Consider the following 19,250-nt stretch of genomic DNA (forward strand, 5'->3'; position numbering starts at 1 on the left):
GTTATCTCGTGCCCGCCTATGATCGTCGGTGCCGGATGGAGGTCCGGCAGGGGAGGACACTGTGAACATTCTGTTCGTCATGTACGATCAGCTCCGGTTCGATTACCTGAGCTGTGCGGGGCATCCGCATCTTCACACGCCCAACTTCGACCGCGTCGCGGCGATGGGGGTGCGCTTCACCGAAGCCTATGTCCAGTCGCCGGTCTGCGGGTCCAGCCGCATGTCGACCTACACGGGGCGCTACCCGTCGTCGCACGGCGCACAATGGAACGGCTTTCCCCTGCGCGTGGGCGAGGTGACGCTGGGCGACCACCTGCGCAAGCTCGGGATGAATGCCTACCTGCTGGGCAAGACCCACATGAACGTGGACGCCGAGGGCATGAAGCGCCTCGGGCTCGCCCCCGACAGCGTGATCGGCGCGCGCCAGGCCGAATGCGGCTTCGACGCCTGGGTGCGCGATGACGGGCTGTGGGGGCAGGGGCCGGACGGGTTCTACGACCGCAAGCGTTCGCCCTACAACGAATACCTGAAATCCAAGGGCTACGACGGCGAGAATCCCTGGGCCGACTATGCCAACGCGGGCGTCGATGACGATGGCAACATTGCCTCCGGCTGGATGTTCATGAATGCCGACAAGCCGGCCAACATCCGCGAGGAGGACAGCGAAACGCCCTGGCTCACCTCCGAGACGATACGCTTCGTGGACGAGGCCGAGGGGCCCTGGCTGGCGCACGTGAGCTTCATCAAGCCGCACTGGCCCTACATCGTGCCCGCGCCCTACCACGACATGTTCGGCGCCAACCACGTTCCCGGCGCCAAGCGCCACCCGGCGGAGCGTGAAGACCCGCACCCGGTCTATGCCGCCTACATGTCGAACCGGATCGCCTCGGCGTTCCAGCGCGACGAGGTGCGCGAGAAGGTGATCCCGGCCTACATGGGCCTGATCAAGCAATGCGACGACCAGCTCGGCCGGCTCCTCGATCATCTCGAGGCGACGGGCAGGATGGCCGACACGATGATCGTGCTGACCTCGGACCACGGCGATTACCTGGGCGATCACTGGATGGGCGAGAAGGACCTGTTCCACGAGCCCTCGGTCAAGGTGCCGATGATCATCTACGACCCCCGGGCCGAGGCCGACGCGACGCGCGGCACCACCTGCGACGCGCTGGTCGAGCAGATCGACCTGGCCGCCACCTTCGTGGAGGCCGCCGGCGGCGAGGTACCCGGCCACATCATCGAGGGCCGCTCACTGATGCCCTTCCTGCGCGGCGAGACGCCCGGGACCTGGCGCGACTACGTGATCAGCGAATACGATTACTCCGTCACCCCGATGCGCGAGACGCTGGGCGTGAGCGCGGACGATGCGCGCCTCTTCATGGTCTATGACGGGCGCTACAAGCTGATGCACGCCGAGGGCGGCTTCCGGCCGATGCTCTTCGACACCGAAACCGACCCGGACGAATTCCATGACCGCGGTGACGACCCCGCCTATCGCGACGTGATCGCACGGATGTACGACCACCTGGCCGAATGGGGCCGGCGCAACGCGCAGCGCGTCACGCGGTCGGACGCCGACATCGACGCGATGCGCGGCGCCTCGGCGCGCAAGGGCATCCTGCCGTTCCTCGTGGACGGCTCCGAGGTGCCCGAGGCCTGGACCGAGAAGTACCGTGGCCGCGCCCGCCAGATCCACGTCAAGCAGGAGGCCCCGGAAAATGGCTGAGACCGCCGGACACCCGATCGACCGCAAGGTCGCCAACGTGGTCGCCGTCGCGCTTGCGCTGGTGGCCACGATCTATGCCGCCTCGGGGCCGCTCAACGATCTGGTGACCTGGATCATCGAGAACACCGCCGACGGCTGGGAAGAGATGTCGCGCCGTGACCAGCGCATGTACATGCGCGAGCACTGGCTGGGCGCGGCGCACCGCGCCTTCGAACAGGGCTTCCTGCGGCCCACCGGGCTGATCATCGGCCTGCCGATCATCCTGTCCTTCGTGGTCTCCGCGCTGAAGATCCACCAGTCGGAGAACCTGCGCTGGCTGAACTGGCTGATGGCGCTCGCCTCGATCGCCGCCTTCACCGTGTGGATCGTCAAGATCTTCGCGATGGACGGCGGCATGCTGCCCTCGATCGGCGGGATCGACTACATCGCCTTCCCGGTGGCCGTTGTGCTCACGCTCTACATGACCTACCGGATGTTCGGCGGCTTCATCGTGGGCTTCTGCCTGTTCTGGGTTGTCTATTTCTTCGTGCGCGGCTGGCTGCCCGAGTGGACCGGCATCCTCGCGGGATCGGAAAACACCGTGACGCAGAACCTGCGCGCGATGATCCTGAACTTCTGGGCCCAGACTGGCGGCATGTTCGGCCAGCCCGTGCAGGTCGTGACCGCGAACGTGCTCGTCTTCATCGTCTTCGGGGCGATCCTCATGGCCTCGGGCGCCGGGGATCTCCTGATGAAGATCGCCAACCGCATCTCCGGCGGGTTCACCGGCGGCGCGGCGCATGCCTCGGTCGCCTCCTCGGCGCTCTTCGGCACGTTGTCGGGGGCGGCGATTTCCAACGTCGTCTCGACGGGCGTCATGACCATTCCGGTGATCAAGCGTTCGGGCTTCAAGCCCGCCTTCGCCGGCGCCGTCGAGGCCGCCGCGTCCACCGGCGGGCAGATCATGCCGCCGGTCATGGGCGTCGTCGCCTTCTTCGTCGCGGGCCAGATCGGGCTCGAGTACCGCTACATCGTCGTCGCGGCCATCGTTCCGGCGGTCTTCTATTACCTCGGCACCTTTCTTGCCGTCTACTTCGAGGCGCGCCGGCTTGGCGTCGGCGGCCTTCCCCGCGAGGCGCGGCCACCACTCACGCGGCCCGAATGGGTCAAGTGCCTCGTCTTCGTGGTCCCGCTGGGCACGCTGAGCTACTTCCTGTTCTCGCAGCCCTCGGTGCCCAAGGCCGGCTTCTACGGCATCATCGCCGCCCTGGGCGCCGCGCTGGTCCTGTTTCCCGAGTTCCGCTCGGTGCGCAAGGTCTGGGGCGCGCTCGTGGACGCGGGCCGGATGTGCGCCTCGATCATCGTCGTCGTGACCGCGATCGGCCTGATCGTTGGGCTGATCCAGTCGTCGGGCTTCTCCGGGCGCCTGTCGCTGCTGCTCGCGCAAGTCGCCAACGGGCCGCTGCCCATCGTGCTGCTCGTGGTCGCCTTCGGGTCGATCATCCTCGGCATGGGCCTGCCGCCGGGGGCCACCTACTTCATCATCGTGATCGCCCTGAGCTCGGGCATCGACACCGTGGGCCTCGCGCCGCTGACGCTGCACCTGTTCGTCGTGGTCTTCGCCATGATGTCGACGGTGACACCACCCGTGGCGCTCGCCGCCTTCGCGGCGGCACCCATCGCGGGGGCGAACCCGATCCGCACCGGCTTCGAGGCCGCCAAGATCGCGCTCGCGGGCTTCCTGATCCCGTTCGTCTTCGTCTATCACCCGGCGGTCCTCTACAAGCTGCAGACGCTGTTCGAGTGGTTCGGAGAGGAGCCCGTCTCCAGCCGCGCGATGATCGACATCACCACGGTCACCTGGGGTGACCTGGGCTGGATCGTCGCGGTCTTCACGCTGGCCATGTGGCTCCTTGCCTCGGGGCTCGCGGGCTTCGACCGGGCGCGGCTCGTGCCGGTCGAGCGTGCGCTGCGCGTCGTGGCCGGGCTGGTCGCGCTGGTGCCGAACTTCATGATCGCAGGGCCCGCCGTGGCCGTGGGCCTGCTGCTCATCGCGCGCGAACGCATCGCGCAACGAAACCCCGTCAAGGCAGCGACCTGACGGGCATACCAAGGGAGGAAAACCATGAAACACCACGTCATCGCAGGCGCTTCCGCGCTCATGCTCGCCGGGGCCGCCGCCCCGGCCCAGACGCTCACGATGGCCACGATCGAGCCCAGCCTGGGCCCGGCCATCGTGATGTCGACCTTCGCCAACCTCGTGAACGACGAGCTCGACGACGTCGAGATCGAGGTCGCGGGCGGCGGTGCGGCGACGCTTCACATGGTCGAAGTGGCGCGCGGCAACCTCGACATGTCGATGACCTCGCCGTCGATCTACCCGCTGATGCAGAAGGGCATCGCGATGTACGCCAACGAGCCGGAGGCGCCGGAGCTGTCGGAGAACCTCGGTCTCCTGATGTGGTTCCCCTACGGCCAGTACCACTACACGGTGCGCCCCGACAGCGGCATCGAGACGCTGGACGACATCGAGGGTGCGACCGCCTTCATCGGCCCGGCCGGCGGCGGCGCCTATGCCACCGCGAAGGGCTGGATCGAGGCGACGACCGGGCTTGTCGCCGGCGAGGATTACGAGGCGATCACGGCCAACTGGGCGACCGGCTTCCAGTCGTTCCTCGACGGCAAGATCGACGTCTACGTGAACGGCTGCCTCGACCCGTGCCAGCAGTTCCTGCAGATCACCGAAACCGAGGACATCCGCTTCATCGGACCCGAGGACTGGTCGGGCGAGGCCGTCGACAAGTTCCTGGGCAAGTTCCGCAACCTCGCCGAGGTGAAGCCGGGCGCCTATGACGGCCAGGTGAACGAAGAGCCGGTGATGTCGCACGACACCAACGTGGGCATCGGCGTGCGCATGGACCTGGACGAGGACACCGTCTACCGGATCACCAAGGCGTTCTGGGAGAACCTCCAGAGCATCACCTCCGAAGCCCCCTGGGCCAAGGCGATCTCGATCGAGACGGCGGTGCAGGACCTCGGCATGCCGCTCCACCCCGGTGCCCGCCGCTACTACGAAGAGGTGGGCGCGCTCTGAGCGACCACCCCCGGCGCAGGCGCCCGACGCCTGCACGCGAAGCTTGCGCCGTCCCCATCGGGGGCGGCGTTTTTCGTTCGCCGTGCGCCACGTCCACATCTGCGACCCGCAGATCGCGCACCATTCCGATTTCAGTTGAACCAGATCAAAGTGACCGGGCACTTTTCCTGTAAGGTCAACGCATGGCGAACAGGATGGACAAGGTCTTTCACACGACCGGCATAACCAAGGTCTACCGCACCGGCGAGGTGGAGGTGCATGCGCTGCGTGGCGTGGATGCCGAGCTTTACGCCGGCGAATTCACGGTGCTGCTCGGCGCGTCGGGGTCCGGGAAGTCGACGCTTCTCAACATTCTCGGCGGGCTCGATCACGCGACGGCGGGGGAGGCGTGGTTTCGCGACATGGAGCTCACCGCCATGTCCGAACGCGAGCTCACGCGCTACCGGCGCGACCACGTGGGCTTCGTGTTCCAGTTCTACAACCTCGTCCCATCGCTCACGGCGCGCGAGAACGTGGCGCTGGTGACAGAGATCGCGAAACAGCCGATGAAACCGGAAGAGGCGCTGGAGCGTGTGGGGCTGACCCACCGGCTCGACCATTTTCCGGCAGAGATGTCGGGTGGCGAACAGCAGCGCGTGGCCATCGCGCGCGCCATCGCCAAGCGGCCCGAGGTGCTTTTGTGCGACGAGCCCACAGGGGCGCTCGACAGCCGCACGGGCGTGCAGGTGCTCGACGCGCTCGAGAGGATCAACGCCGAGCTCGGCACCTCGACCATCGTCATCACGCATAACGCGGGCATCCGCGCGATGGCGCACCGGGTCGTGCATTTTGCCGACGGCAACATCGCCGAGGTGACGACCAACGACACGCGCGTCGCGGCCTCCGAGATCGTGTGGTGACCATGCGCGCGCTGGACCGCAAGCTCTTCCGTGACATCCGCCGCCTCTGGGCGCAGTCGCTGGCGATCGCGGCGGTCCTGTCTGTTGGCGTGATGATCATGGTCATGGCTTTCGGCACCCAGCGTTCGCTGACAGAGACGCGCGATACGTTCTACGACCGGGCGCGCTTCGCGGACATCTGGTCCCAGGCGGCCCGGGCGCCCAAGACGCTGGTCGAAGAGATCGCCGCCATCCCCGGGGTCGCGCGTGTCGAGCCGCGCATCAGCCAGTACGCCGTGATGGACCTGCCGGACATGGACGATCCGGCGATGGCCCAGATCCTTTCGATCCCCGCCTCGGGCGAACCCGCGATGAACGCGCTCATCGTGAAGGAAGGCCGGCTCCCCGGTTTCGGGCGACGTGACGAAGTGGTCGTCAACGAAGCCTTCGCGCTGGCCCATGACTACGGTCCGGGCGACGCGCTCTCGGTCACGCTCAACGGGCAGAAGCGCGACGTGCGCATCGTGGGCGTCGTCCTGAGCCCCGAGTTCATCTACACGATCGGCCCCGGCTCGATCATGCCCGACGACGAACGGTTCGGCATACTCTGGATGGCCGAGGACGTTCTGGCGGCCGCCTTCAACCTGTCGGGGGCGTTCAACTCGGTCACCCTGTCGGTCACGCGCGGCACCGATCTTGCCCCGGTCAAGGATGCACTGGAGACGCTGCTCAAACCTTACGGCGGGACCGGGCCATACGACCGGGAACAGCAGATCTCAAACGCCTTTCTCGACGGCGAGCTCGAGCAGCTCGACGTGATGGCGCGGATCGTGCCGCCGATCTTCCTCGTTGTGAGCGCCTTCCTGGTCAACATGGTGCTGGGCCGCCTGATCCAGCTCGAACGCGAGCAGATCGGGCTTCTCAAGGCGCTGGGTTATTCCACCGGCGAGATCGCCGCGCATTACCTCAAGCTGTCGCTCGGGATCGGGGCGCTCGGCGTCGCGCTGGGCTGGCTCATGGGGCTGATCGCGTCACAGGCGATGGCCTCGGTCTACGTGGAATATTTCCACTTCCCCTATCTCGTCTTCGTGCAGCGCCCGTCGGTCTACGTGATCGGCGCGGCGGCCGGGCTGATCGCGGCGCTCGCGGGCGCCTTGATGGCCGTGCGCCGGGTGGTGGGGCTGTCGCCCGCGGTCGCCATGTCGCCACCGGCACCCACGCGCTTTCGCCGCGGGCTCTTCGACCGGCTGATCCGCGTCTTCCGACCCGAGCAGCCCACGATGATGATCATGCGCGCCATCGGCCGTTGGCCTCTGCGCGCCGCGCTCACCAGCTTCGGGATCTCGATCTCGGCGGCGATCATCGTCGCGGGGCTCTTCATGTTCGACAGCTTCGACGAGCTTCTCGACGTGGCCTTCGTGCAGGCCAACCGGCAGGACGCGATCCTCGAGTTCGCCCTCGAGCGGCCCGAGGAGGTGCTGGACGCGATCGAGGATCTGCCCGGCATCCTCGTGGCCGAGGGCAGCCTGTCGATCCCGGCGCGGCTCCACCACGGGCATTACACGCGCACCATCGGGATCGAGGCCGCGCGGCCGGACAACGACCTCGTTCGGGTCTTCGACGGCGACGACCGGGTCGAGGTGGCCCCGGAACACGGGATCGTGCTGGCCAAGCGCCTGGCCGGGCATCTCGACGTGGGCGTGGGCGACATGGTCGAGATCGAGTTCCTGCAGGAGGGCGACACGCGCTATCGCGTGCCGGTCACGGGCACCGTGGCGCAGTTCTTCGGTCTCTCGGCCTACATGGACCTGGAGACGGCAAGCCGCCTTCTGGGCCAGGCGCCGCGCGTGACCCTGTCCAACGTGGTGATCGACGACGCGCAACGCGCGGACCTGTTCGAAGCGGTCAAGGCCAGCCCCGCGATCTCGGGCATCACCTACATGTCCGAAGTGCGCGAAGGGTTCGACGAAACCATTGCCGAAAGCGCGGGGATCACGCTCACGATCTACACCTTCATGGCGGCCCTGATCGCCATCGGCGTGGTCTACAACTCCGCCCGCATCCAGTTGTCCGAGCGCGCCCGCGAGCTTGCGAGCCTGCGCATCCTGGGCTTCACGCGCGGCGAGGTCAGCTACATCCTCCTGGGCGAGCTTTTCATTCTCACGCTCGTGGCGATCCCCGTCGGACTCGTCATGGGCTACGGCATGGCCGCGGCGATGGTCGAGAGCTTCAAGTCGGACCTCTACGCGCTGCCGCTGATCGTCACCGACACAACCTACTGGCGGGCTGCCGGCGTCGTGGCCGGGGCCACGGTCGTCTCGGCGCTGATCGTGCGCCGCCGGATCGACCGGATGGACCTGGTCGCCGTCATGAAAACAAGGGAGTAACCCATGAAAGTGAGAAACGTCGTGATCGGCGCGGTGGCGATCCTTGCCATCGGCGGGGCGGTCTGGGTCTCGATGCAGCCGGAGGTGGTGCCGGTCGACATGGACGAGGTCACGTCCGGCCCGATGGAGGTCACGGTGAACGCTGACGGCACCACCCGCGTGCGCGACGTCTACGAGGTCGCGGCCCCGGTGTCGGGCAAGGTCCTGCGCGCGCCGGTGCACGTGGGAGACCCGGTCGTCGTAGGCGAAACCGTGATCGCGCGGATCGAACCCGGCGAGCCCGCCTTTCTCGACGAGCGCGCCCGCAAGCAGGCCGAGGCGGCGGTTGCGCAGGCCGAGGCGGCGATGGCGCTCGCCCAGACGCAGATCACCGTGGCCGAGGCCGACCTGACCAACGCGCAGCGCGTGCTGAACCGCGTCCTCGACCTGCACGAACGCGGCACGGTGCCCGTGGCGCAGGTCGAAGAGGCGGAGACGACGGTGAACATCGCCGCCGCGCGGCTCGACAGCGCGTTCGCGACCTTCGACATGCGCGAAAGCGAACTGGCGGCCGCCAAGGCGGTGCTGACCCAGCCCAGCGAGGGCGAAACGCTCGACGGGGAGGCCTGCTGCATCCGCCTTCACGCCCCGGTCTCCGGCACGGTGCTTTCGGTCGCCTCGGTCTCCGAGCGGCCGGTCGCGGCCGGCACCACGCTTCTGAGCATCGGCCCGACCGACGACCTGGAGATCGTGGTCGAGCTCCTGTCCACCGACGCCGTGCGCCTGGAGCCCGGGGCGCGGGCGCATATCGAGCGCTGGGGCGGGAACCGGGCGCTCTCCGCGGTCGTGCGCGAGATCGAGCCGGCCGCCTTCACCAAGATCTCCGCCCTCGGGATCGAGGAGCAGCGCGTGCGCGTGGTGCTAGAATTCGCGGAGGGCGAGGACGTGCCCACTCTGGGCCACAACTTCCGTGTCTACGCGCGGATCGTGGAATGGGCCGCGGAGGATGCGCTGCGCGTGCCGATTTCGGCGCTCTTTCGGGAAGGGTCGACCTGGGCCGTCTTCGTGGTCGAAGACGGTGTGGCCGAACTGCGCACGATCGAGATCGGCCAGCGCAACACGGACGAGGCGCAGGTCCTGTCGGGGCTGGAGCCGGGGGCGGTGGTCATCACCCATCCCAGCGACCGGGTCTCGGACGGGGTGCTGGTCGAAGCGCGCGAGACCGGCGGCTAGACCCGGCTCAACGTGACGCCTGCGCCCTCCAGCGCCGCGCGCACGGCGCGCGCGGCCGTGACCGCCTCGGGGCTGTCGCCATGCAGGCAGATCGTGTCGACCGGCGTCTCCAGCACCTTGCCGGAGGCGGCGGTGATCGCGCCATTGGTGACCATCTCGACCGCGCGCGCCGCGATGTCCTCGGGATCGTGGAGCACCGCGCCGGGCCGGGCCCGGTCCATGAGCCTGCCGTCGTCGCCGTAGGCGCGGTCCGCGAAGACCTCGCAGGCGATGCGCGCGCCAAGGTCGCGGGCCGCCCGTTCCTGTGCCGTGGCGGGCAGGACGAAGAGCGTGATGTCCGGCGCGACCGAGAGCGCGGCCTCGAAACAGGCGCGCGCCAGCGTCTCGTCATCGGCCGCCATGTTGTAAAGCGCGCCGTGAAGCTTGAGGTGGCGCACCTCGGCGCCCACGCCCGCCGCCATCGCCTGCGCCGCGCCCAGCTGGTAGCGCACGAGGTTGCCCGCGCTCTCCGGTCCGATCGCCATGCGCCGCCGGCCGAAACCCTGAAGGTCCGGCAGGCCGGGATGCGCCCCGATGCCGACCCCGCGCCGGGCCGCCGACGCCATGGTGCTGGCCATCACGTCCCAGTCGCCGGCGTGGAAGCCGCAGGCGATGTTGGCTGACGTCACGACCTCCAACAATGCGTCGTCGTCGCCCGTGCGCCAGGGGCCGAACCCTTCGCCCATGTCCGCGTTCAGGTCCACACTCAGTGTCATGTGTCGTCTCCGGTCTCGGGGCGCCCGTCGGTGACGCCGCTGATCAGTTGATAGGCGAGAAGATCGGGAATGTCTTCCGGGCGCCGCACGAGGGGGCGCAGGGACCGGGGCAGGGCGTCCCTTGCCGCCCGGGCCTTGCCCTCGGCCTCGACCGCCGCCGCGAGCGACACAAACCGGAACCTGAGCGCCGCGCCCGCCGGGGCCTGCGCCACGATGGGCAGGTCGGCCGGGATCACGGTGCCGATCCGGGGATAGCCCCCGGTCGTCTGGCATTCGGCCAGCAGTACGAAAGGCGTGCCGTCGCCGGTGACCTGGATGTCGCCCGGCGTGATGACCTCGGAGAGGACCGATAGCCCCTCGGTGCTGTGGAAGCCCTCGCCCTCGGGCCGGGCGGCCACGCCCATGCGGTTGCCCCGGGCATCGCGGTGGAAAGTCGTCGCCTCGAAGCGGGCACGTTCTTCGTTCGTGAAGAAATCCGTCTGCAGGCTTTCCACGATCCGCACCTCGCCGCCGGCAAAGCGCGGCGCGGGATCGAAGGTGAGCCCGGTGCGCTCCGGGCGCGCGTCATCCCCCAGCGGAAGGCGCGTGCCCGCCGCGATGACGTCCCCGATCCCGGCCGCCAGATGCACGCCGCGCGCGCCCAGCCGCTCCGGCGTGTCGATGCCGCCGCCCACGTGGAGATAGCCATAGTAGCCCGCCTCGACCGCTCCGATCGAAAGGCGGCTCCCCGCGGGCACGTCGTGGCTTGCGTTCCAGGCCAGCCGGGCACCGTCCAGCCTCGCCGCCATCGGCGCGCCGGTGAGCGCGATGCGGATGTCTGCCGTCGCCTCGAATTCGCCGCCCATGCCGGCAAGTTCCAGCGCCGCGCAGTCGCCGGGCTGGCCCAGCAAAGCCGCACCCTCGGCCAGCGCCAAGGGGTCGACCGCGCCCCCGCGCGACAGGCCGAAGCCCAGGAAGCCCGGCCGGCCCGTGTCCTGGACGCTGACACCGGGGCCCGCCCGGTGGACAATGAGTTCAGCGCTCATGCCAGCCGCTCCGACGTCGCGCCGCCGTCCGGGTCGTCCTTCAGCCGCTCGTAGGTCTCGCGCGCGACCGGGTCGAAGCGCACCTCGTCGCCGGGGCGCAGGAGGAAGGGCGCCTCGTCCTCGGGCCGGAACAGCCGGAACGCGGTCTGCCCGACGTGGCGCCAGCCGGTGGGCGTGGAGACGGAGAAGAGCACGAGCTGGCGGATGGCGACCGTGAGCGCGCCCACCGGCACACGCGGGGTGAGATCGGTCTGGCGGGGGATGTCCCACGCCTCGGGCAATTCGCCCAGGTAGGGCTGGCCGGGGGCGAACCCGATGGTCTGCACGCGCACCTGCGCCTCGGAGATCGAGCGGATCGCCTCGTCGGCGGAGAGGCCGGCGGCCTGCGCGGCCTCCTCCAGCTGCGGGGCGAGCTCGGTGCCGAAGACGGTGGGGATGCGCCAGAGCCGCCGCCCGTGGGGCAGCTCCGCGTCGAACCAGTCGCGCGTGGCCAGCAGGTCCTCGAGCGCTGCGCGCATCGTCTCGTGCGGGACACGCAGCGGATCGAAGCGCAGGTAGGTGGAGACGAGTGAGGTCGAGGTCTCCTCGACCCCGTCGGGCGCCGCGCGTTCCAGCGCATCGCGCAAGGCCAGCGCGGCGCGGTTGGCCGGTTCGCTCAGCCGGTCGCCGAAGCTCACGAGCATCCCGTCGATCCCGACGGTGCGGATCAGGGGCCAGGCGCTCCCGTTCATGCCCGGCGCGGGGTGCGACCGCCGGTTCGGCGGGCGGTGGAACGGTGCGTGTGGGGGACCCTGTTCGCCATGGCGCGACGTTAGCCGGGAAGCCTTGGGGCATCAACGACCCGTGCGGGTTCGGGGCCACTGGGCAAGGCCGCGCGAGCGTGGCAATGTCGCGCCATGACCAAGCTCGACAATACCCGCCACATCCTGTCCCGGCTGATCGCCTACCCGACCGTGTCCTCGGAGAGCAACCTGGACCTGATCGACTGGATCGCGGGCTATCTCGATGGGCTGGGCGCGCGGGTCGAGGTGCTGCGCGACGCGACCGGGAGCAAGGCCAACCTGTTTGCCACGCTCGGGCCCGAAGGGGACGGCGGCATCGTGCTGTCGGGCCATTCCGACGTGGTGCCGGTCGAGGACCAGGACTGGTCCTCCGACCCGTTCGAGATGCGCGAGTCGGACGGCAAGCTCTACGGGCGCGGGGCCTGCGACATGAAGGGGTTCATCGCCTGCGTTCTGGCGATGGCGCCGGAGTTCGCCCATGCCGAGCTAAAGCGCCCGATTCACTTCGCCTTCACACATGACGAGGAAATCGGCTGCCTGGGCGCGGCCGACCTGGTGGTCGCGCTCGAGGGGCGGGGGATCAAGCCCGCGATGGCGATCATCGGCGAGCCCACCGAGATGCGCATCATCGAGGGTCACAAGGGTTGCTGCGAATACACCACCCGGTTCACCGGGCTCGAGGGCCACGGCTCCGACCCCGACGTGGGCGTGAACGCGGCAGAATACGCCGTGCGCTATGTCAGCCGCCTGATGGAGCTGCGCGAAGAGCTCAAGACCCGCGTGCCGGAGGGCAGCGCCTTCGAGCCGCCCTGGACCACGCTCAACGTGGGCCGCCTGCACGGGGGCGTCGCGCACAACGTGATCGTCGGCAAGGCCGAAGTCGAATGGGAATTTCGCCCGGTGGTCGAGGACGACATGACCTTCGTGAAGGCCGAGATGGACCGCTACGCCCGCGACGTGCTTCTGCCCGCGATGCAGAAGGTCGAGCCCGAGGCGCGCATCGAGACCGAGGTGATCGGCGAGGTGGCGGGGCTCGAGCCGATGGACGAGAACGAGGCGCGCCGGCTGGTGGCCGAGCTGACGGGGGCCAACACGGCCGGTCTCGTGTCCTTCGCGACCGAGGCGGGGCTTTTCCAGCGCATGGGGATGAGCGCGGTGGTTTGCGGCCCCGGCTCGATCGCGCAGGCGCACAAGCCCGACGAATTCGTCTCGCTCGACCAGATCTCGGCCTGTCTCGACATGCTGGCCGGCCTCGTGCGCAAGGTGAGCTGAGCGCTGCCGATCACGCGTTGTGCACGAAATGTTAACCTTTCCGGGGCATGCCGGGGCGAACGTCGGCGGTGGAGCCCTTGAAGCCCCCCTGAACCATGACTAGGCTCTGCACGACGGGCCATCCGGCCCACGGAACAGTCAGAGGCAGGCGACAATGAAAGACCCGATGGAAACCTACATGAACACCCTCGTTCCGATGGTCGTTGAACAGACCAGCCGGGGGGAGCGGGCATATGACATCTTCTCGCGCCTGCTCAAGGAACGGATCATCTTCCTGAACGGGCCGGTGCACGACGGCATGTCGTCGCTGATCTGTGCGCAGCTGCTTTTCCTGGAGGCGGACAACCCGTCGAAGGAAATCGCGATGTACATCAACTCGCCGGGCGGCGTGGTGACCAGCGGCCTGTCGATCTACGACACGATGCAGTACATCAAGCCGAAGGTCTCGACCCTGGTGATCGGCCAGGCGGCCTCGATGGGCTCGCTCCTGCTGACCGCCGGTGCGCCGGGCATGCGCTTCTCGCTGCCCAACTCGCGCATCATGGTCCACCAGCCCTCGGGCGGCTACCAGGGGCAGGCGACGGACATCATGATCCACGCGCAGGAGACCCAGAAGCTCAAGGACCGGCTGAACCAGATCTACGTCAAGCACACCGGTCAGAAGCTTAAGGCGGTCGTGGACGCGCTGGAGCGCGACAACTTCATGGACCCGGAGCAGGCCAAGGACTGGGGCCTGATCGACGAGATTCTCGAGTCCCGCGTGGGCGAAGGAGAGTAAGCCCGCCACGCCCCCGCAGGCGTGATCAGAATCACATTGCGGGGGGCAAGTGGCTGCCCTAAGCTTGGGTGAAATGACGGACGGATATGCCCCGGGCGGGGCAGCAAGGAGCGGGGCGACAGCCCCCGAAAGGCGATATGGCGAACAATTCCTCCGGTGGTGACAGCAAGAATACCCTCTACTGCTCGTTCTGCGGAAAGAGCCAGCACGAGGTGCGAAAGCTGATCGCCGGGCCGACCGTGTTCATCTGCGATGAATGCGTCGAGCTCTGCATGGACATCATCCGGGAAGAGACCAAGGGCTCCGGGCTCAAGTCCACCGATGGCGTTCCAACCCCGCAGGAAATCTGCGAGGTGCTGGACGACTACGTGATCGGACAGGCCCACGCCAAGCGGGTTCTCTCGGTCGCCGTGCACAACCACTACAAGCGTCTCAATCACGCCGCCAAGCATGGCGACGAGATCGAGCTGGCGAAATCCAACATCCTGCTGATCGGGCCCACGGGCTGCGGCAAGACACTGCTCGCCCAGACGCTCGCACGGATTCTAGACGTGCCGTTCACGATGGCGGACGCGACCACGCTGACCGAAGCCGGTTACGTGGGCGAGGATGTCGAGAACATCATCCTGAAGCTCCTGCAGGCGTCGGAATACAACGTCGAGCGGGCGCAGCGCGGCATCGTCTACATCGACGAGGTCGACAAGATCACGCGCAAGTCCGACAACCCGTCCATAACGCGCGACGTGTCGGGCGAGGGCGTGCAGCAGGCGCTTCTCAAGATAATGGAAGGCACGGTCGCGAGCGTTCCCCCGCAGGGCGGGCGCAAGCATCCGCAGCAGGAATTCCTGCAGGTGGACACGACCAACATCCTGTTCATCTGCGGCGGTGCCTTCGCCGGTCTCGACCGCATCATCGCCCAGCGTGGCAAGGGGTCGGCCATCGGCTTCGGCGCCGACGTGAAGGATGAAGAGGCGCGCAAGATCGGCGAAGTGTTCCAGGAGCTGGAGCCGGAAGACCTGCTGAAGTTCGGCCTGATCCCGGAATTCGTGGGCCGTCTGCCGGTCATCGCAACGCTCGAGGACCTGGACGAGGAAGCGCTCGTCACCATCCTCACGCAGCCCAAGAACGCCCTGGTCAAGCAGTACCAGCGCCTGTTCGAGATCGAGGATGCGACGCTGACCTTCACCGACGATGCGCTGCTGGCCATCGCGAAGAAGGCCATCGCGCGCAAGACCGGTGCCCGTGGCCTGCGTTCGATCATGGAAGACATCCTGCTCGACACCATGTTCGACCTGCCCGCGCTCGAGGGCGTGGACGAGGTCGTCGTGAACGAGGAGGCCGCGAACACCGACGCCAAGCCGCTGGTCATCTACGCCGAGGACCGGGCCGAAGGCGCCAGCGCCGGCTGAGCCGCGCGACAGGTTGTGACAGGATCAGGCCACCCCGCGGGGTGGCCTTTTTCATGGGAGAACGGACATGGACCGCAGGCATATTTCCTCGGGCTCGCCCTTCGAGACGCAGATCGGCTACTCCCGCGCGGTGGTGGTCGACGGCTGGATCTTCGTGGCTGGGACCACGGGCTACGACTACGAGACGATGACCATGCCCGATGACGTGGCCACCCAACGCGCCAACACGCTCGCCACCATAGGGCGCGCGCTGGCCGAAGCGGGGGCCACGCTCGACGACGTGGTGCAGGCGCGCTACATCCTGCCCGACCGCGCGGATTTCGAGGCCTGCTGGCCCGTCCTGTCGGCGGCCTTCGCCACGGCGCGCCCCGCGGCCACCATGTTCGAAGCGCGGCTGATGACCCCCGAGATGAAGATCGAGATCGAGGTGGTCGCACGCCAGCCCGGCTGAGCGCCTCCGACCGGCGGCAAACCGCGCGCCGAAGGGGCGGCCGGGCCCGCCCGGTTCGGCACATCGCCGCCAATCGGGCTGGACCTTCGCGCCCTGTTGCGCCATACGGGAACGGACAAAATCGGAGGCACCCATGCGGTTCATTCTGTCCCTTCTGACCTGGTGGCATGAAGAAACTCTCGGCACCCGGCTCTACACCTGGCGCAAGGGCGTCAAGGTGGGCGAGGACGCGCAAGGCAACGAGTTCTATCGCAACAAGGACGATACGAAGCGCTGGGTCTGCTACGCGGGCGAACCGGAAGCGAGCCGGATTTCCGCCGACTGGCACGGCTGGCTGCACCGCACCTTCGACGACAACCCGGCGTCCCAGCCGCTGTCCCACAAGGACTGGGAAAAGCCGCATGTCGACAACCTGACCGGCACCGCGATGGCCTATGTCCCGGCCGGGTCGATCCGCCGCGAGCAGCCGGTGGAGCGCTCGGACTACGAGGCCTGGCAGCCGGAGTGAGCCTGCCTCTGGGAGGTCGCCCATGATCAGCCGCAGCGAGATTGCCGAGGTCGTCACCGGCGCGGTCGTTCTGGCCGTGGCCGCGTGGTTCCTCATCTACGCCGGCGGCACTATCGGGTGGTTCGGCGGCAGCGCGGACAACCGCGAATACCGCGTGTCGCTGGTTTCGGCCGGCGGCGTTTCGGTCGGCTCCGACGTGCGCGTGGCGGGCGTGAAGGTGGGCCGCGTGAGCTGGCTCTCGCTCAACCCGGAAACCTTCGCGGCCGAGACCGAGCTGTCGGTCGACCCCGACTATGCCTTCCCGCAGGATAGCCTCGCGATCGTGTCGTCCGAAGGCCTTCTGGGCGGCAGTTACGTCGAGATCGTGCCGGGCAGCTCCTCCTTTCCGCTCGAGGCCGGGGGGCGTTTCCGCACGGCGGCGCCGGACACCAGCCTTGTCGATTTCCTGATAGATCAACTGAACGGGGGCCGTTGATGCGCCTGATCCCCGCTCTCGTCGCCGCAGCGCTGGCAGCCGCGGCCCCCGCGCTTGCCCAGGACGGGCAGTTCGAACCGCTCGACATCATCGAGGGGCCGATCGACACGCCCGAGGACCAGGTCTACGACGAGGACGCGCCGTTCGACGAATACGGCAACCCGATCACCGAAGAGCCGCTGCCCGAGGACCCCAACGCGCCGCTGCGCGAGGGTGAGGGCGACACGGTCACGACCGTCCAGACCGGCCCGGAGGTCGAGCAGGGCAACGGGGCCGTCCTGCGCGGGCTCGACAAGCTCGCGGGCGAACCGATCGACCTGACGCTGGCCAAGGGCGAGACGGGCGAGCTGGGGTGGCTGCAGGTCACGCTGGCCGAATGCCGCTACCCGATCGAGAACCCGCAGGGCGATGCCTTCGCCCATCTGGTGATCCGCGACCGCGACGCCGAAGAGCCGCTTTTCGACGGCTGGATGATCGCCTCATCCCCGGCGCTGATGGCGCTGGATCATTCCCGTTTCGATGTCTGGGTGATCCGCTGCACGACCGAGTGAGGGTCGGGCAGGGGGCGTGACCGGATGTCCGCGGCCCGTCCTGCAAGCGCCGCCTCGAGCATCCGGTGATACTCTGCCCGCGGCACCTCGACCCCGCCGAGAGAGCTCAGGTGGCCCGTGATGAACTGCGTGTCGAAGAGCTCGTAGCCGCACAGCCCGAGATGCGCGACCAGCGTGGCCAGCGCGATCTTCGAGGCATCCCGGCGGCGCGAGAACATGCTTTCGCCGAAGAAGGCCCGGCCCAGCGTCACGCCGTAGACGCCGCCCACCAGCGCGTCCCCGTCCCAGACCTCGATCGAATGGGCATAGCCCAACTGGTACAGCTTCATGTAGCCGTCGAAGATCTGGTTGTTGATCCAGGTGGTATCGCGATCCGCGCAGCCGTCGACGACGCCGGTGAAATCGGTGTCCAGCGTGACACGCATGCGGGTGTTGCGGATCGTGCGGGCCAGCGAGCGCGACAGGTGGAACCCGTCGAGCGGCAGGATCCCGCGAAACTTGGGGTCGATCCAGAAGACACCGGTTTCCCCGGCCTCTTCGGCCATGGGGAAGATGCCCGATGCGTAGGCGTGGAGCAGGATTTCCGGGGTCAGCCTGTCCGGCGCATCGGGCATCGCATCAGCCCATGTTTTCGGCCAGCCAGTGTTCCAGCCAGTGGATGTCGTACTTGCCGGTGAGGATGTCCTCCTCCGACAGCAGGGCGTGGAACAGCGGAATGGTGGTGTCGATCCCGTCGATCACCAGCTCACCCAGCGCGCGGCGCAGGCGCGCCAGCGCTTCGGGCCGGTCGCGGCCGTGCACGATGAGCTTGCCGATCAGGCTGTCGTAATAGGGCGGGATGGAATAGCCGTCGTAGAGCGCGCTGTCCATCCGCACGCCGAGCCCGCCGGGCGCGTGGTATTGCGTGATCTTCCCGGGCGAGGGCGAGAAGTTGGGAAGCTTCTCGGCGTTGATGCGGATCTCGATCGCATGCCCGTTGATCGTCAGGTCGTCCTGCGTGAAGGACAGGGGCAGCCCCTCGGCCACCCGGATCTGTTCGCGCACGAGGTCGACGCCGAAGATGCCTTCGGTCACCGGGTGCTCGACCTGGAGGCGGGTGTTCATCTCGATGAAATAGAACTCGCCGTCCTCGTAGAGGAACTCGATCGTGCCCGCGCCGGCATACCCCATTTCCCCGATCGCCTTGGCGCAGACGCTGCCGATGCGGGCGCGCTCCTCGGGGGTGATGGCGGGGCCGGGGGCCTCTTCGAAGACCTTCTGGTGGCGACGCTGGAGCGAACAGTCACGCTCGGCAAGGTGGACACCGTTGCCCTGGCCGTCGCCGAAGACCTGCACCTCGATGTGGCGCGGCTTCTGGAGGTATTTCTCGATGTAGACTTCGTCGTTGCCGAAGGCGGCCTTGGCTTCCGAGCGGGCGGTGCGGAACGCGTTTTCCAGCTTTGCCTCGTTCTCGGCCACCTTCATGCCGCGCCCACCGCCGCCGGCGGTCGCCTTGATGATGACCGGGTAGCCCATGTCGCCCGCGATCTTGCGCGCGCTCTCCACGTCCGGCACGCCGCCGGGGGAGCCCGGCACGACCGGGATGCCCAGCTTCTCGGCGGTTTCCTTGGCGGTGATCTTGTCGCCCATCATGCGGATATGCGCCGCCGAGGGGCCGATGAAGGTCAGGTCGTGATCCTCGACGATCTGCACGAAATTCGCGTTTTCCGACAGGAAACCATAGCCGGGGTGAATCGCCTGGGCGCCCGTCACCTCGCAGGCCGCGATGATCGCGGGGATGTGCAGGTAGCTCTGCGTGCCCGAGGGCGGCCCGATGCAGACGCTTTCGTCGGCCATACGCACGTGCATGGCATCGGCATCGGCCGTGGAATGGACCGCGACGGAGGCGATGCCCATTTCGCGTGCCGCGCGGATGACCCGCAGGGCGATTTCGCCCCGGTTCGCGATCAGGATCTTGTCGAACATCCT

18 protein-coding genes are annotated in these 19,250 nt (G+C 67.9%); 13 read left to right on the top strand and 5 right to left on the bottom strand.

Features of this window, described 5'->3' with window-relative positions; genetic code table 11:
- Nucleotides 1–61 precede the first annotated feature (61 nt).
- From GQE99_RS06820 to GQE99_RS06845, 6 genes are all read left to right on the top strand, one after another.
- On the top strand, nt 62–1,726 hold the full coding sequence (locus GQE99_RS06820; RefSeq protein ID WP_161350858.1) for a sulfatase-like hydrolase/transferase: 1,665 nt from the start codon (nt 62–64) through the stop codon (nt 1,724–1,726).
- Nucleotides 1,719–3,806 carry a TRAP transporter permease gene (locus GQE99_RS06825; RefSeq protein WP_161350859.1) on the top strand — a complete coding sequence of 696 codons (2,088 nt, stop codon included), beginning with the start codon at nt 1,719–1,721 and terminating at the stop codon, nt 3,804–3,806. Before GQE99_RS06820 ends, GQE99_RS06825 begins: the two co-directional genes overlap by 8 nt.
- A gap of 24 nt (nt 3,807–3,830) precedes the next feature.
- Nucleotides 3,831–4,799: a TAXI family TRAP transporter solute-binding subunit gene (locus GQE99_RS06830; RefSeq protein ID WP_161350860.1), complete on the top strand. Its 969-nt coding sequence runs from the start codon at nt 3,831–3,833 to the stop codon at nt 4,797–4,799.
- 182 nt (nt 4,800–4,981) lie between these two features.
- Nucleotides 4,982–5,698 carry an ABC transporter ATP-binding protein gene (locus GQE99_RS06835; RefSeq protein ID WP_202530608.1) on the top strand — a complete coding sequence of 239 codons (717 nt, stop codon included), beginning with the start codon at nt 4,982–4,984 and terminating at the stop codon, nt 5,696–5,698.
- Between the two features lie 797 nt (nt 5,699–6,495).
- Complete coding sequence (locus GQE99_RS06840; protein WP_407943788.1) at nt 6,496–8,064, top strand: ABC transporter permease; 1,569 nt, start codon at nt 6,496–6,498, stop codon at nt 8,062–8,064.
- A 3-nt stretch (nt 8,065–8,067) separates the two neighbouring features.
- Nucleotides 8,068–9,276 (top strand): efflux RND transporter periplasmic adaptor subunit, encoded by a 1,209-nt coding sequence (locus GQE99_RS06845; protein WP_161350862.1) that lies wholly within the window; start codon nt 8,068–8,070, stop codon nt 9,274–9,276.
- Here GQE99_RS06845 and GQE99_RS06850 read toward each other — a convergent pair.
- Genes GQE99_RS06850 through GQE99_RS06860 form a run of 3 tightly spaced genes read right to left on the bottom strand, consistent with a single transcriptional unit; the run spans nt 9,273 to nt 11,787 of the window.
- On the bottom strand, nt 9,273–10,031 hold the full coding sequence (locus GQE99_RS06850) for a LamB/YcsF family protein (RefSeq protein ID WP_161350863.1): 759 nt from the start codon (nt 10,029–10,031) through the stop codon (nt 9,273–9,275). The genes GQE99_RS06845 and GQE99_RS06850 overlap by 4 nt on opposite strands.
- Nucleotides 10,028–11,056 carry a 5-oxoprolinase subunit C family protein gene (locus tag GQE99_RS06855; protein ID WP_161350864.1) on the bottom strand — a complete coding sequence of 343 codons (1,029 nt, stop codon included), beginning with the start codon at nt 11,054–11,056 and terminating at the stop codon, nt 10,028–10,030. Before GQE99_RS06855 ends, GQE99_RS06850 begins: the two co-directional genes overlap by 4 nt.
- Nucleotides 11,053–11,787 (bottom strand): 5-oxoprolinase subunit B family protein, encoded by a 735-nt coding sequence (locus GQE99_RS06860; protein WP_161350865.1) that lies wholly within the window; start codon nt 11,785–11,787, stop codon nt 11,053–11,055. The genes GQE99_RS06855 and GQE99_RS06860 overlap by 4 nt, the downstream gene beginning before the upstream one ends.
- Before the next feature lie 165 nt (nt 11,788–11,952).
- Here GQE99_RS06860 and argE point away from each other — a divergent pair, with 165 nt between their 5' ends.
- The 7 genes from argE (at nt 11,953) to GQE99_RS21850 (ending at nt 17,282) form a co-directional block, all read left to right on the top strand.
- Nucleotides 11,953–13,110, top strand: a complete 1,158-nt coding sequence (argE, locus tag GQE99_RS06865) for an acetylornithine deacetylase (RefSeq protein WP_161350866.1) — start codon at nt 11,953–11,955, stop codon at nt 13,108–13,110.
- Nucleotides 13,111–13,264: 154 nt separating this feature from the next.
- Entirely contained in the window at nt 13,265–13,888 is a 624-nt protein-coding gene (locus GQE99_RS06870) for an ATP-dependent Clp protease proteolytic subunit (protein WP_161350867.1), read from the top strand.
- A 137-nt stretch (nt 13,889–14,025) separates the two neighbouring features.
- On the top strand, nt 14,026–15,297 hold the full coding sequence (clpX, locus tag GQE99_RS06875) for an ATP-dependent Clp protease ATP-binding subunit ClpX (RefSeq protein WP_161350868.1): 1,272 nt from the start codon (nt 14,026–14,028) through the stop codon (nt 15,295–15,297).
- A gap of 67 nt (nt 15,298–15,364) precedes the next feature.
- Entirely contained in the window at nt 15,365–15,748 is a 384-nt protein-coding gene (locus tag GQE99_RS06880; RefSeq protein WP_161350869.1) for a RidA family protein, read from the top strand.
- Nucleotides 15,749–15,881: 133 nt separating this feature from the next.
- The gene (locus GQE99_RS06885; protein WP_161350870.1) at nt 15,882–16,256 is read left to right on the top strand and encodes an NADH:ubiquinone oxidoreductase subunit NDUFA12; all 375 of its coding nucleotides are present in this window, start codon (nt 15,882–15,884) and stop codon (nt 16,254–16,256) included.
- A gap of 22 nt (nt 16,257–16,278) precedes the next feature.
- On the top strand, nt 16,279–16,731 hold the full coding sequence (locus GQE99_RS06890) for an MlaD family protein (RefSeq protein ID WP_161350871.1): 453 nt from the start codon (nt 16,279–16,281) through the stop codon (nt 16,729–16,731).
- The gene (locus GQE99_RS21850) at nt 16,731–17,282 is read left to right on the top strand and encodes a DUF2155 domain-containing protein (protein ID WP_161350872.1); all 552 of its coding nucleotides are present in this window, start codon (nt 16,731–16,733) and stop codon (nt 17,280–17,282) included. The genes GQE99_RS06890 and GQE99_RS21850 overlap by 1 nt, the downstream gene beginning before the upstream one ends.
- Here the strand turns inward: GQE99_RS21850 and aat are convergent.
- Both aat and accC read right to left on the bottom strand, forming a co-directional pair.
- The gene (aat, locus tag GQE99_RS06900) at nt 17,237–17,896 is read right to left on the bottom strand and encodes a leucyl/phenylalanyl-tRNA--protein transferase (RefSeq protein ID WP_161350873.1); all 660 of its coding nucleotides are present in this window, start codon (nt 17,894–17,896) and stop codon (nt 17,237–17,239) included. The genes GQE99_RS21850 and aat overlap by 46 nt on opposite strands.
- A gap of 4 nt (nt 17,897–17,900) precedes the next feature.
- The gene (gene accC / locus GQE99_RS06905; RefSeq protein WP_161350874.1) at nt 17,901–19,247 is read right to left on the bottom strand and encodes an acetyl-CoA carboxylase biotin carboxylase subunit; all 1,347 of its coding nucleotides are present in this window, start codon (nt 19,245–19,247) and stop codon (nt 17,901–17,903) included.
- Between the last annotated feature and the right edge of the window lie 3 nt (nt 19,248–19,250).

It is taken from the genome of Maritimibacter harenae (assembly GCF_009882975.1).
GTDB lineage: Bacteria > Pseudomonadota > Alphaproteobacteria > Rhodobacterales > Rhodobacteraceae > Maritimibacter > Maritimibacter harenae.